The sequence below is a fragment of the Brevundimonas sp. SH203 genome (genome assembly GCF_002157625.1).
Taxonomy (GTDB): domain Bacteria; phylum Pseudomonadota; class Alphaproteobacteria; order Caulobacterales; family Caulobacteraceae; genus Brevundimonas.
The window spans coordinates 34059-46759 of record NZ_BDMM01000005.1; the positions used below are offsets into that span (position 1 = coordinate 34059).

At 69.4% G+C, this 12701-nt stretch carries 16 protein-coding genes; 4 read left to right on the top strand and 12 right to left on the bottom strand.

Annotated elements, in window-relative coordinates:
• Window positions 1–8 precede the first annotated feature (8 nt).
• The 9 genes from trpA to SH203_RS11320 form a co-directional block, all read right to left on the bottom strand.
• Window positions 9–848 carry a tryptophan synthase subunit alpha gene (gene trpA, locus SH203_RS11280; protein WP_087121313.1) on the bottom strand — a complete coding sequence of 280 codons (840 nt, stop codon included), beginning with the start codon at window positions 846–848 and terminating at the stop codon, window positions 9–11.
• Window positions 845–1312: a hypothetical protein gene (locus tag SH203_RS11285; RefSeq protein ID WP_087121046.1), complete on the bottom strand. Its 468-nt coding sequence runs from the start codon at window positions 1310–1312 to the stop codon at window positions 845–847. Before SH203_RS11285 ends, trpA begins: the two co-directional genes overlap by 4 nt.
• Entirely contained in the window at window positions 1309–2511 is a 1203-nt protein-coding gene (gene trpB / locus SH203_RS11290) for a tryptophan synthase subunit beta (RefSeq protein ID WP_200808931.1), read from the bottom strand. The genes SH203_RS11285 and trpB overlap by 4 nt, the downstream gene beginning before the upstream one ends.
• Window positions 2512–2584: 73 nt before the next feature.
• Window positions 2585–3226, bottom strand: a complete 642-nt coding sequence (locus tag SH203_RS11295) for a phosphoribosylanthranilate isomerase (protein ID WP_087121047.1) — start codon at window positions 3224–3226, stop codon at window positions 2585–2587.
• Entirely contained in the window at window positions 3223–3636 is a 414-nt protein-coding gene (locus SH203_RS11300) for a type II toxin-antitoxin system VapC family toxin (RefSeq protein ID WP_087121048.1), read from the bottom strand. Before SH203_RS11300 ends, SH203_RS11295 begins: the two co-directional genes overlap by 4 nt.
• Window positions 3633–3896: a type II toxin-antitoxin system Phd/YefM family antitoxin gene (locus SH203_RS11305; RefSeq protein WP_200808918.1), complete on the bottom strand. Its 264-nt coding sequence runs from the start codon at window positions 3894–3896 to the stop codon at window positions 3633–3635. The genes SH203_RS11300 and SH203_RS11305 overlap by 4 nt, the downstream gene beginning before the upstream one ends.
• Before the next feature lie 19 nt (window positions 3897–3915).
• A complete protein-coding gene (locus SH203_RS11310; RefSeq protein WP_087121049.1) occupies window positions 3916–4650 on the bottom strand; it encodes a pseudouridine synthase in 735 nt (244 codons plus the stop codon).
• A 181-nt stretch (window positions 4651–4831) separates the two neighbouring features.
• Window positions 4832–5731, bottom strand: coding sequence for a class I SAM-dependent methyltransferase (locus SH203_RS11315; protein ID WP_087121050.1), 900 nt, complete (start codon window positions 5729–5731; stop codon window positions 4832–4834).
• Window positions 5732–5738: 7 nt separating this feature from the next.
• The gene (locus SH203_RS11320) at window positions 5739–6539 is read right to left on the bottom strand and encodes an undecaprenyl-diphosphate phosphatase (protein ID WP_087121316.1); all 801 of its coding nucleotides are present in this window, start codon (window positions 6537–6539) and stop codon (window positions 5739–5741) included.
• Window positions 6540–6677: 138 nt separating this feature from the next.
• Between SH203_RS11320 and SH203_RS11325 the strand changes: the two genes are divergently transcribed.
• The gene (locus tag SH203_RS11325; RefSeq protein ID WP_087121051.1) at window positions 6678–7664 is read left to right on the top strand and encodes a cation diffusion facilitator family transporter; all 987 of its coding nucleotides are present in this window, start codon (window positions 6678–6680) and stop codon (window positions 7662–7664) included.
• A gap of 44 nt (window positions 7665–7708) precedes the next feature.
• A complete protein-coding gene (locus SH203_RS11330) occupies window positions 7709–8395 on the top strand; it encodes a glutathione S-transferase family protein (protein WP_087121052.1) in 687 nt (228 codons plus the stop codon).
• 4 nt (window positions 8396–8399) lie between these two features.
• Here the strand turns inward: SH203_RS11330 and SH203_RS11335 are convergent, their stop codons facing one another.
• Entirely contained in the window at window positions 8400–8732 is a 333-nt protein-coding gene (locus tag SH203_RS11335) for a GIY-YIG nuclease family protein (protein WP_087121053.1), read from the bottom strand.
• A gap of 60 nt (window positions 8733–8792) precedes the next feature.
• On the opposite strand from SH203_RS11335, the gene SH203_RS11340 reads away from it, so the two are divergent.
• Together SH203_RS11340 and queG are read left to right on the top strand one after the other, a co-directional pair.
• On the top strand, window positions 8793–9323 hold the full coding sequence (locus SH203_RS11340) for a DUF2239 family protein (RefSeq protein ID WP_087121054.1): 531 nt from the start codon (window positions 8793–8795) through the stop codon (window positions 9321–9323).
• 153 nt (window positions 9324–9476) lie between these two features.
• A complete protein-coding gene (gene queG / locus SH203_RS11345) occupies window positions 9477–10595 on the top strand; it encodes a tRNA epoxyqueuosine(34) reductase QueG (protein WP_087121055.1) in 1119 nt (372 codons plus the stop codon).
• A gap of 339 nt (window positions 10596–10934) precedes the next feature.
• Here queG and SH203_RS11350 read toward each other — a convergent pair whose 3' ends face one another.
• Together SH203_RS11350 and SH203_RS11355 are read right to left on the bottom strand one after the other, a co-directional pair.
• A complete protein-coding gene (locus SH203_RS11350; RefSeq protein WP_087121056.1) occupies window positions 10935–11462 on the bottom strand; it encodes an FKBP-type peptidyl-prolyl cis-trans isomerase in 528 nt (175 codons plus the stop codon).
• Window positions 11443–12645 (bottom strand): threonine ammonia-lyase, encoded by a 1203-nt coding sequence (locus SH203_RS11355; RefSeq protein ID WP_087121057.1) that lies wholly within the window; start codon window positions 12643–12645, stop codon window positions 11443–11445. Before SH203_RS11355 ends, SH203_RS11350 begins: the two co-directional genes overlap by 20 nt.
• Between the last annotated feature and the right edge of the window lie 56 nt (window positions 12646–12701).

Sequence of the window (12701 nt, forward strand, 5' to 3'; positions counted from 1 at the left end):
GCGCGCTCTTAGACGGTTTCCGCCACGGAAGCACTAGCGACGGATCGAACCGCGTCGCCCAGCGCCTTCACCTGGGCCAGAACGCGCGGCGCGGCCGGTTCGTTCGCGGCGACGGCGGCGGCCACCTCTTCCACCAGGGCCGAGCCGACGACCACGGCGTCCGCGACCCTGGCGATGGCGGCGGCGCGCTCGGGCGTCTTGATGCCGAAGCCGACCGCGACCGGCAGGCCCGAGGCCGCCCGCACCCGCTTAACGGCCGGCGCCACCACATCGGCGTCCGCCTCCTTCACCCCCGTCACGCCCGCGACGGCGACGTAATAGACGAAGCCCGACGCGCCCTCAGCCAACACCCCCAGCCGGTCGTCGTCGGACGTCGGCGTGGCCAGTCGGATCAGAGAGATCGAAACCTTGTCCAGCGCCTGAACCAGCGGCCCGGCCTCTTCCGGCGGGCAGTCCACCACGATCAGTCCGTCGATGCCGCAGTCGGCCGCATAGGCGGCGAAAGCGTCATAGCCCAGGCTCTCGATCGGGTTCAGATAGCCCATCAGCACGATGGGCGTGGCGTCGTCCCCTTTGCGGAATTCGCGCGCGAGATCCATCGTCGAACGCAGGCCGAAACCGGCCGCCAGCCCCCGGATCGCCGCCTTCTGGATCGGCGGCCCCTCGGCCATCGGATCGCTGAACGGAAAGCCCAGTTCGATGATGTCGGCGCCCGCCGCAGGCAGGCCCTTCAGGATCGCCAGCGCCTCCTCGCGCGACGGATCGCCGCCCATCACATAGGGAATGAAGGCCGCACGGCCCTCGGCCTTCAGCGCCTTGAAGCGCGCATCGATACGGGCGGTGGTCATTGCGGCGGCGTTCCAGCAGCGGCCGGGGCGGCCGATCGCGCGGCGCACACGTCGCCGGGAATGGTGGCGAAGCCCAGATAGGCGGGCAGTTCGGCGACGGCGGTTTTCGTCGTGTCGTAGAAGGCGACCATCTGCATCCCGTCGCAGCCGCCGGCCTCGCGGCGCTTGATCAGGACGACGCGGTTCTCGTCGCCGCCCGCCGCCAGCCAGTTCTTGGACGCCAGATCGGCGATATAGGCGTCAGCCAGGGCGCCGATCTGGCCCAGCGGCGCGGTCACGCACCAGGCCCGGCCCGCCAGATTGTTCAGCCCGCCGCAATCGGGCGACAGCTCCGCCCCGGTCAGCAGGCCGACCTCGGCCGGGCCGCCCTGCGGCGCCGTCGGGGGCGTGGCCGGGGCCTGGGCCTGAACCCCGGCGGCGGACAGGGCCAGCGCGGCGCCGGCGATCGTCAGAGTACGGATCACAGTTCGACTCCCAAATGTCTGGCGACCTGGAAGATGTCCTTGTCGCCGCGTCCCGACATCAGCAGGACGACATCGCCGCCCTTGCCGACTTCGCGCGCCACTTCGCCCGTGCGGGCCAGGGCATGGGCCGGCTCCAGCGCGGGGATGATCCCTTCCAGCTTCGAACACAGCTGGAACGCCTCCAGCGCCTCGTTGTCGGTCGCCGAGCGATATTCGGCCCGGCCGATGTCGTGCAGCCAGGCGTGTTCCGGCCCGATGCCCGGATAATCCAGCCCCGCCGAGATCGAATGCCCCTCGACGATATTGCCGTCGTCGTCCTGCAGCAGATAGGTCCGGTTGCCGTGCAGCACGCCGGGCCGCCCGCCCTTCAGCGACGCCGCATGGTCGGGCGTATCCAGGCCGTGGCCCGCCGCCTCGACCCCGATCAGCCGCACGCCCTCGTCCGCAATGAAGGGGTGGAAGGCGCCGATGGCGTTCGATCCGCCGCCGATGCAGGCCACCACGGCCTCGGGCAGCTTGCCCATCTGGGCCTGCGACTGGCTCTTGATCTCCTTGCCGATCACCGACTGGAAATCGCGCACCATGGCCGGATAGGGGTGCGGCCCCGCCGCCGTGCCGATGATGTAATAGGTGTCCGCGACGTTCGTGACCCAGTCGCGCATCGCCTCGTTCATCGCGTCCTTCAGGGTCGCGGCGCCCGCCGTGACGGGGAAGACCTCGGTGCCCAGCAGGCGCATGCGGAAGACGTTGGGCTGCTGCCGCTCCACGTCCACCGCCCCCATATAGACGGTGCAGGGCAAACCAAAGCGCGCCGCCACGGTGGCCGAGGCCACCCCGTGCTGGCCCGCGCCCGTCTCGGCGATGATGCGCGTCTTGCCCATGCGACGAGCCAGCAGGATCTGGCCCATGCAGTTGTTGATCTTGTGCGCGCCCGTATGGTTCAGGTCCTCGCGCTTCAGCCAGATGTTGGCCCCGCCGAAATGTTCGGTCAGCCGCTCGGCGAAATACAGCGGGCTTTCCCGACCGACATAGTAGGTCAGGAAGCCGTCCAGCTCGGCCTGGAAACTGGGGTCCGCCTTGGCCGCCTTATAGGCCGTGTCCAGCTCGTGGATCAGCGGCATCAGGGTCTCGGCGACGAACCGGCCGCCATAGGGGCCGAACCGACCGGCCGCGTCGGGCCAGGCGTAGGCGTTCGCCAGCGGGGCGGGATCGGCGGCTTGCAGAGGCGTCTGTGCGTTCACGGTTCGACTTTCACGCGGGGAGGCGTCGGAATTACGACCGGCGCACGGCCTCGATGAAGGCCGCGATCCGGCCCGCGTCCTTAACACCCGGCGCGCTTTCGACGCCAGAGGACACGTCCACCATCGGCGCGCCCGTGATCCGCAGCGCCTCGGCCACATTGTCCGGGTTCAGACCGCCCGCCAGGAACCAGGGACGCCGAAACGCCCGGTCGGCCAGCAGGGTCCAGTCGAAACTATGCCCCACACCGCCCGGCAGGACCGACCCTTCAGGCGGCCTGGCGTCGAACATCAGATGGTCGGCGTGGCGGTCCCAGTCGTCCGCCGCCGCGAAGTCCCCCGCCCGCCGGATCGGCAGGGCCTTGATGACCCCCGCCCCCGTCAGCGCCCGCACCGCTTCCGCCCGCCCGGCCGTCTCCGACCCATGCAGCTGGATGAAGTCGGGCCTCAGCGTCCGCGCGATCTGATCCAGCAGCGCATCGTCGGGATCGACCGTCACCGCGACGATCCCGGCCCGCCCCCGCGCCCGTTCGAACAGCGTCGCCGCCGCCTCGGGCGCGATGTGACGCGGGCTTTTTGCAAACACCACCGCCCCCACGAAGTCCGCCCCGCCGTCCAGCGCGGCGTCCAGCGTTTCCGGCGAGGTCAGGCCGCAGATCTTGACTTTGGCGATCATGGGACGATCACCGTCAGTCCGATGTCGCGTGCGACCGCCGCCATGTCCTCGTCCAGCGTGGCGAGGCTGCAACCGTGTCGCACGGCCAGGGCGAGGTGCAGCCCATCGGGCGCGCGCAGTCTCACGTCGTGCCTGACCAGCCGCCGCGCTTCCAGCATGTCGTTGTCGATCACCGAAAGGACGACCCTGCCGCTCAACCATTGGTCCAGTTGCAGTTCGAACTCGCGGCGCTCCTTGTCGAGCAGATTGCGCATCCGCGTCCGCACCCCCAGGGCGGAGGAAAACTCCGTCACGGTCCAGCTGCTCATGACGAAGTCGTCGACGCCCGCGATCCAGGCCGACGCCCGCGCCGTGTGGTTGTCGGTCTGGAACAGAGACATCAGGACGCTGGTGTCCAGATAGACGGTCAAATCTCTTCGTCCCGCATCTTGCGGATCAGGGTGACGGAATCCATCGCCGCCTCGGACTTGATCCGCACGCGCTTGAGCCACTCCATGTCGATCGGGCCGGATGTCGGCTTGACGGCCTGCGCCGGCTCCAGTCGCGCCACGGGCACGCCGCGCCGGGTGATGGTCACGGCCTCGCCCGCCAGCATGCGATCCAGCAGCTTGGGCAGGTTGTTCTTGGCCTCGGCGACGGAATAGCTGGACATGGCCATCAAGATAGCCATCCGACCGTCCAATGTCCAATCAGGCGAAGATCGACGCGATCTCTTCGGGGCTCAGCAGCCGCCATTGGCCGGGCGCTAGATCGGACGGCAGGGTCAGCCCGCCCATCCGCTCGCGGTGCAGGGTCTCGACGTGGTTGCCGGCGGCGGCGAACATCCGCCGCACCTGGTGATAGCGCCCCTCGGTCACGGTCAGCAGGGCCTCGGTCGGCGTCACCACCTCCAGGGCGGCGGGCGCCAGCGGCTTGTCCTCGCCCTCCAGCACCAGCGCGCCCGCCGCGAACAGATCGCCTTCCGTCCCGGTCAGCGGCCGCGCGAGACCGGCGCGATAGACCTTGGCCACATGGCGTTTGGGGCTGATGACCCGGTGCAGCAGGTCGCCGTCGTCGGTCAGCAGCAACAGACCCGTCGTCTGCTTGTCCAGCCGCCCGATGGTCGAGATGGCCGGATCGCGCCGACGCCAGCGGTCGGGCAGGATGTCATAGACCAGCGCCCCCTCTTCCTTGTGCGAACAGGTCATGCCCAGCGGCTTGTTCAGCATCAGGACCAGCCCCTGCACGGGGTCCAGCGGCGCTCCGTCGATCTCCATCCGGGTCGGCAGGTCGGGCGTCACCGGAATGCGCTTCGACACATCCGTCAGGTCCGCCCCGTCCAGCACGATACCCCCCGCCCGCGCCATCCGCGCCATCTCGGCCCGCGAGCCATAGCCCATCGATCCCAGCAGACGGTCGACGCGGGAGGTGGGGGTTTTCGCCATGGCTTTCGTCATCCTCCGGCGCGAAGCGACCGGGGGACCCAGCGGCGCGCGCGAGCGCGAACCTGTCGCGCCCTCGGTTTTTGAACATCGTGCGGCGGATGGATTTCGCCTTCGGCGCCGCTGGGTCCCCCGGTCTGGGCCGCAAGCGGCTTGCCGGAGGATGACGAGGACGAAAGGAAAATCACTTCACCGCCTCGAACAGCTTGTATCCGCCCGCCTCGGCGATCAGCCGCACCCGCTTGAACGCCGCATCCAGCTCCGCCTCATAGGGCAGGTGCCGGTTGGCGACGATCCAGGCGACGCCGCCCTTCTTCAGCAACTCCGCCGCCTTGCGGATGAAGGCCTGACCCAGCCGCCGGTCCTCTGCGCCGCCGTCGTGGAAGGGCGGGTTCGAGACCACGAAATCCTTGTCGCCCTTGGCCTCCAGCGTGCGGGCGTCGGACCACCAGACCTTGGCCCGGTCGTCCGTGATGTTCTGGCGCGCGGCCTGGATGGCGCGGCGGTCCAGATCGACCAGCTTCAGCTTGGTTACGGCGGGCGAGCGCAGCACCACGGTCGACAGCGCGCCGTAGCCGCAGCCCAGATCGACCCCCTCGCCCTTCATCGGCGGCAGGTGTTCGGCCAGCAGGGCCGAACCCGGATCGATCCGGTCCCAGGCGAAGATTCCGGGCTGGGACCAGGCCTCCAGCCCCGCCACGACCTGTGGTCCGCCCGCCGCGATGGCCGCGTCCAGACCCTCGACCGTCTCGGGCCGGATGACGATGCAGCGGCGGTGGTGGGCCTTGGCCGTCTCGGCGACCTCGACCCCGAACGCCTTCAGCTCCTTGCCCAGGCGCGAGCCGCCCTTGTCCTTGGGCGCCATCACGTCCAGCCGCCCGCCGACCTTCAGCGCCTTCAGCGCCAGGGCCAGGACATAGCGCCGCTCCAGCACGCCGGGCGGGGCGTAGATCATCACCATGTCGGCCGAACCGGCCGGCTGGGCCTCCAGCGCCGCCGAATCCGGGATCAGGGGCGAGGTCTGGACAGCCTCACCCGGTGGATCGAACACGACCGGCGGCCGGCCATAGAGAAGCGTGGTCATGCCGGCCTCAGAACCCCATCTGCAGCAGGACCAGGCCCACGACCCCGACCACGATCCGCCACCAGGCGAAGACGCCGAAGCCGCGCCGGGACACGAAGTCCAGCAGGAACCGCACCACCGCCAAGGCCGAGACGAAGGCCACGACAAAGCCCACGGCGATCAGGCCCACGTCGCTGAAATCCAGCGTCTTGTGGTTCTTCAAAAGATCATAGGCGACCGCCGCCCCCATGGTCGGCAGGGCCAGGAAGAAGCTGAACTCCGCCGCCGACCGCTTGTCGGTCTTCAGCAGCAGGCCGCCGGCGATGGTGGCGCCGGATCGCGACACGCCGGGGATCATGGCCAGGCATTGCGACAGGCCGATCAGGAAATAGACCCGCATCGGATAGGTTTCGGCGTCCAGCCATTTGGGCCGCTTGTCCATCTTGTCCAGCGCCAGCAGGATCACCCCGCCGACGATCAGGGCCACGCACACCACCTGCGGCGTCTCGAACAGCACCGTCTTGATGAAGTCATAGGCCAGAAAGCCGATCACCACGGCGGGGGCGAAGGCGACCAGAAGCCCGATCAGGAACCGCCGCGCCTCGGGATCGAAGGGCCAGCGCGTCGCCAGCGCCCACAGCCGTTTGAAATAGACGCTGACGATGGCCAGCAGGGCGCCCAGCTGGATCACGATCTCGAACGTCTTGCCCGCGCTGTGAAAGCCGATGAAATGCCCCAGCAGCAGCATATGGCCGGTCGAGGACACGGGTATGAACTCGGTCAGCCCCTCGACCAGACCCAGGATGATGGCGGCAAGCCAGTCCGACATGAGACCCTCGAAAACGAATGCGCCCGGCACGCCGCGCGCCCGGATGCCTTCCCCCTAGAGCATGATCGTTTCGGACGGAACGACCCGTTTGGGCCGGCGGTTGGCTTTCGGCCACGATTGCGCGAGAAGAAGCCGACAATGACGACGCCCGCCCCCCTCGAAGACGCCCATCTCGCCACGCGGCGCATCACCCGGCTGTCGGTCGGGGTCGCGGTGCTGCTGATCGCGCTGAAAGCCTTCGCCCTGGGCGCCTCCGGCTCGGTCTCCATCCTGGCCAGTCTGGCGGATTCGGCGCTGGACCTGGCGGCGTCCCTGACCACCTTCTTCGCCGTGCGCTGGGCCGCGGCCCCGCCGGACGAGGATCACCGCTATGGCCACGGCAAGGGCGAGGCTTTAGCCGCCCTGGTTCAGGCCGGGCTGGTGTTCGCCTCGGCCGTCTTCATCGGCTGGGAGGGGTTGCAGCGCATCTTCGACCCCCGCCCCGTCACCGCCGGCGCCTGGGCCGTGGGCGTCATGGTCGCGGCCATCGCCATCACCGGCTGGCTGGTGTGGATGCAGACCCGGGCCCTGAAGAAGACCGGCTCTCTGGCCGTCGCCGGCGACCGCGCCCACTACGCCGCCGATCTGGCCGCCAACGCCGTGGTGCTGATCGGGGTGGCGTCGGGCGCCTTCCTGGGCGCGCCGGGTCTGGACGCGGCGGCGGGCGTCGTCGTCGCCGTCTGGCTGTTCTGGGGCGCGACCGGCATGTTGCGGGCCGCCGCCGACCACCTGCTGGACCGCGCCGCCCCCCAGGCCGACCGCGCCGCCGTGACCCAGGCCGTGCTGGCCGATCCGCGCGTCACCGGCGTTCACCAGCTGCGAACCCGTATGGTCGGCCCGGTCATGATGATCCAGATGCACGTCGATCTGGACGGCGCCCTGACGCTGGACGCCGCCCACGCCATCGTGGTCGAGGCCGAACGCCGGGTCCTGGCGCGCTTTCCCGCCGCCGACATCCTGATCCACGCCGATCCGCGCGGCCGGGCCCAGGCCCCCGCCTCCGTCCCCGCCGATCCGACGCTTTCGTCGCAGGCGCCGTCCGAGGCGGCCCCGCCCGCCCCGGTGGCCAAGGGTCCCTGGTCCTGACGCGGTAAACGCCGATTTAACGGGTCGGGGCGCATCACGCTGCGATGGCCGACCCTTGCGTTCTCTTCCACTTCGCCTTCCAGCCCGCTTCGCGCGCCGCGCGACTGGCGCTGGGCGAGGCGCGGATCGACTGGACCGACACGCCGGTCCGGCCGTGGGAGGAGGACTGCCCGGTCAACGACTTCAACCCCTCGGGCCTGCCGCCGGTGGTGCAGACGACCGACCGGGGCCGCCCCCTGACCCTGTGCGAACTGCCCGCCGTCCTGGGCTGGATCGAGGATCAGCAGAAGGGGCCGCTGCTGCTGCCCGCCGACGCCGCCGAACGGGCCGAGGCGCGCCGCCTGACCGGCTGGTTCGAGCGTCGCTTCACCGACGACGTGGACGCCGTCCTGCTGCACGAGCGGATGGAGAAGCCCCTGCTCAAGCTCGGCCCGCCCGAGGCCCGCGCCCTGCGCGACGGCCGCGACGCCCTGAAATCGCATTTAGCCGTGCTGGAGGATCTGGTCGCCGCTCGCGACTGGCTGGCGGGCCGCCGCCTGTCGCAAGCCGACCTGATCGCCGCCGCCCACCTGTCGGTTCTGGACTATTTCGGCGAAATTCCCTGGCAGACCTGGCCCGCGCTGAAGACCTGGTATTCCAAGCTGAAATCCCGCCCCTGCTTCCGCCCCCTGCTCGCCGACCGCTTCGTCGGCGTGCCGCCCTCGGCCTGGTACGCCGACCTGGATTTCTGAGCCGCTAAAGCGCCTCCGCGCCCAGCCGCGCGATCCACAGTTTGGCGCGTCCCGCCAGTTCGTCCTTGCGTCGCAGGTCCGAAATGTCCTCGGGCAGGCGGTCCAGCTGTTCGAAGCGGAAGTCCTCGGGCGAATGCGCCGTCCACGCCGCCTGAAGCGACCGATACGGGCTGCCGCCATGGCGCAGCGTGAACCACAGGCCGTTCTGTTCGGTGTCGATGTGGCGGCTCTTGCCGACCCAGACCTGGCCCGTCGCGCTGCAGATCACGGCGTAGATTCCGGCGATGGTCGGCCGCTCCTTGTATTCGGCGATCAGGGCCTTGCGGCTTGTGGTCATGGCGGCTTTCCTTATTATCCGGGTATTATCCTTAGGCGCTAAATTTATCCGGGTAAATATATGGACGACGAAATTCGCCGGCTGGTCCTGTTCGACGGTCCCGACCGGATCGCCAAGGGACCGGAAGCGGCCGTGTCGGCCGCCTTCCAGGCCGCCCTGTCCGCCTCGCCCCAGGCGTCGCTGCGCGTCTTCGACCTGGCGACCGGCCGTCCGGTCGATCTCGATCTGCGGCCGGCGCCGCCGCGACGCGGCCGCCCGCGCCTGGGCGTCGCCGCGCGCGAGGTCACTCTGCTGCCGCGCCATTGGGATTGGCTGGCGACCCAGCCGGGCGGCGCCTCGGCCGCCCTGCGTCGGCTAGTCGAACAGGCCCGCAAGAGCGGCGCGGAGGACAACGCCCGCCGCCGTCGCACCGACGCCGCCTATGGCTTCATGGTCGAGATGGCCGGCGACGCTCCCGATTTCGAAGAGGCCAGCCGCGCCCTGTTCGCCGCCGACCGCGACCGGTTGACCGCCCTGATCGCGCCCTGGCCCACGGATGTCCGGGCGCAGATCCTCGAACTGTTCGACGGCGACGCCGTCTCCTCCCCATGAAATGGGGAGGGGGACCGCGCGTAGCGTGGTGGAGGGGATCTTGAAGTCCCACGGGCGCCTGCGATGCGGGGCCGCCCCTCCGTCACGGCGCGAAGACGCGCCGCGCCACCTCCCCGCTCCGCAGGGAGGAGACTTCGTGCTATCCCCCGCCCCGTGTCCGACCGCCTGAAAACCTTCATCCGCCAGCGTGCGGCCGAGCTGGGCTTCGATGTCTGCCGGTTCGCCTCGGCGGCCGACGCCTGGCCGGCGGGCGAGCGGCTGCGTCATTTCGTGGACGAGGGCCGGCATGGCGACATGGAATGGATGGAGACGACGCTGGATCGCCGCCAGCACCCCACCGCCATGTGGGACGAGGCCAGGACCGCCATCGTCCTGGGCCTGAACTACGGCCCCGATCAGAACCCGCTGGAGCAGCTGGCCGACCGCTCGGCCGGCTATATTTCGGTCTATGCGCGCGGCGACGACTATCACGAGGTCATCAAGGGCCGGCTGAAACAGCTGGCGGGCCAGATCGCGGCCAGAAACGGCAAGGACATCAAGGTCTTCGTCGACACCGCCCCCCTGATGGAAAAGCCGCTGGCCCAGCGCGCGGGCCTGGGCTGGCAGGGCAAGCACACCAATCTGCTCAGCCGCACCCACGGCAACTGGCTGTTTCTCGGGACCATACTGACCGCCGCCGAGATCGAACCGGACGCGCCCGAAACCGAGCATTGCGGCCGTTGCACCGCCTGTCTCGACGCCTGCCCGACCCAGGCCTTTCCCGCCCCGTTCCAGCTCGACGCCCGGCGCTGCCTCTCCTATCTGACCATCGAATTCGCCGATCCCTGGCCGGTCGAGTTTCGCGCGATGACCGGGTCGCGCCTCTATGGCTGCGACGACTGTCTGGCGGTCTGCCCGTGGAACAAGTTCGCGCAGAGCGCCCGCGAGATCCGGCTGCACCCCCGCCCCGCCTTCGAAAGCCCCCGGCTGCACGACCTGCTGGCGCTGGACGACGCGGCCTTCCGCGCCCTGTTCACCAAGAGCCCGGTCAAGCGGATCGGCCGCGACCGTTTTCTGCGGAACGTCCTCTACGCCGTCGGCAATTCGGGCGACGCGACCCTGATCGAACCGACCCAGGCCCTGCTGGCCGACCCCTCGCCCCTGGTGCGCGGCGCCGCCGTCTGGGCCCTGTCGCGGCTGATGACGGCCGAAGCGTTCGCCGCCCTGTCCCAGGCGACCACCGAGACCGATCCCGACGTCCTGAGCGAATGGCGACGGCCCCAACCCGCATAATCGCCGCGACGAACCCGTGCGATTTCAATGCCCTGACGAAGACCAGCGACCATCACCCTATCGCCTTCGCGCGCCGCGCTATACTGCCCTTCCCGGTCTTTGACATCCGCGAACGACAGAAGTTGCAAACGGCTCGCAAAAATCTGCACGAAAGTGCACTCTAAAAATTCACAGTGCACTTTTCGCGTCTCCTCCCCACTTGTGGGGAGGGGGACCGCGCGAAGCGTGGTGGAGGGGCTCTTGAAGCCCCACAGGCGCGCGCGATGCGGTGAGACCCCCTCCGTCTCTCCGCTGCGCTCCGAGCCACCTCCCCATTTCATGGGGAGGAGACGGCGCCCGTCACCCCATCGCCGTCGCCGCGCCCGATCCGCCGCCAGGCACCTTGGCCACGTCCAGCAATTTCAGCCGGAAGATCAGCACGGAGTTGGCCGGAATCTTGGGATTGCCCCGCTCGCCATAGCCCAGCTCGGGCGGCACATAGAGCAGCCATTCGTCGCCGACGCGCATCTTCTGCAGCGCCTCGGTCCAGCCCTTGACCACCTCTTCCGGCGTGAACACCGCCGGGGCGCCGCGCGCGAACGAGCTGTCGAACACGGTGTTGTCGACCAGCTTGCCCTCGTAATCGACCTTGACCAGATCGTTGCGGTCGGGGCTGACGCCGCCCGCCGGCCCCGCCTGCACCACCTTGTACTGCAGGCCGCTGGGCAGGGTGACGACGCCGTCTTCCTTGCCGTTCTTGGCCATGAAGGCGGCCGCCTCGGTCTTGCCCGCGTTCGGATCGACCGGCGCGGCCTGGCCGCAGCCCGTCAACAGCAGCGCGCCCAAAAGGCCGGAGAGCAGCGCCGCCCTACCCCATTCGAAGTTCATAGCCGCGTTCCTTCAAGGCCTCGCCGATCTCGTCGGCGTGGGCGCTATCGCGCGTTTCGACCATGATGTCGAACTCGGCGCCCTTGGCCGGCACGTCCAGCGCCAGACGGTTGTGGACCACGTCGATGATGTTGCCGCCCAGCCCCCCGATCACCGCCGCCATGGCCGACAGCATCCCCGGCCGGTCGTCGCCCAGGATGCGATAGACCAGCAGTCTCCGTTCCCGGACCATCTCGCGGTTCAGCACCACGGCCAGCATCCGCGCGTCGATATTGCCGCCGGTCAGCTCGATCCCGACCTTCATCCCCCTGAACCGCTCGGGATAGCGCAGCAGGGCCGCCAGCCCCCCGGCCCCGGCGCCCTCGCACACCGTCTTCTCCATCGTCGCCATATAGGAGACGCCGCGTTCGAAATCGGCCTCGTCCACCACGAAGACCTCGTCGATCAGCCGGTCGGCCAGGCCGAAGGGGATGTCGCCCACCGCCTTGATGGCGATGCCCTCGGCGATGGTCTGGCCGGTGCAGACCGGCGGCTGGCCCGCCCGTTTGGCGGTGAAGGACGGATAGCGGGCCGCCTCGACGCCATAGACCTTGATGTCCGGCCGCATCGCCTTGGCCGCGATGGCGCAGCCGGCGATCAGGCCGCCGCCGCCGATCGGCACGATCAGGGCCTCGATCTCGGGCGCGTCCTCCAGGAATTCGATGGCGCAGACGCCCTGGCCCGCCACGATCCCCTCGTCGTCGAAGGCCGAGACGAAGACATAGCCCTTCTCCACCTCCAGCCGTTTGGCCTCCTCGGTCGCGCCGGTGAAGTCCAGGCCGTGGATCACCACCGTCGCCCCGTGCTGGCGGGTGCCGTTGATCTTGGCGAAGGGGGTGCCCTCGGGCATGACGATGGTCACGGGCACGCCCAGCCGCCCGCCGTGATAGGCTAGGGCCTGGGCGTGGTTGCCCGCGCTGGCGGCGACCACGCCGCGCCGACGCTCGTCCGGGCTCAGCAGCAGCAGCCGGTTCAGGGCGCCCCGCTCCTTGAAGCTGCCTGTGAAGTGCAGATTGTCGAACTTGACCCAGACCTCGGCCCCGGTCAGCTCCGACAGGCGGCGGGAATGGCGGGTCGGGGTGTGATCGACCGAGCCGGAGATGCGGGCGCGGGCGGCTTGAATATCGGCGTAGGTCACGGTCATGCGGCCTGTTTCGCGCGTTGTCGCGCCCCGGTCCAGAGCCGGGCGATCTTGACCGT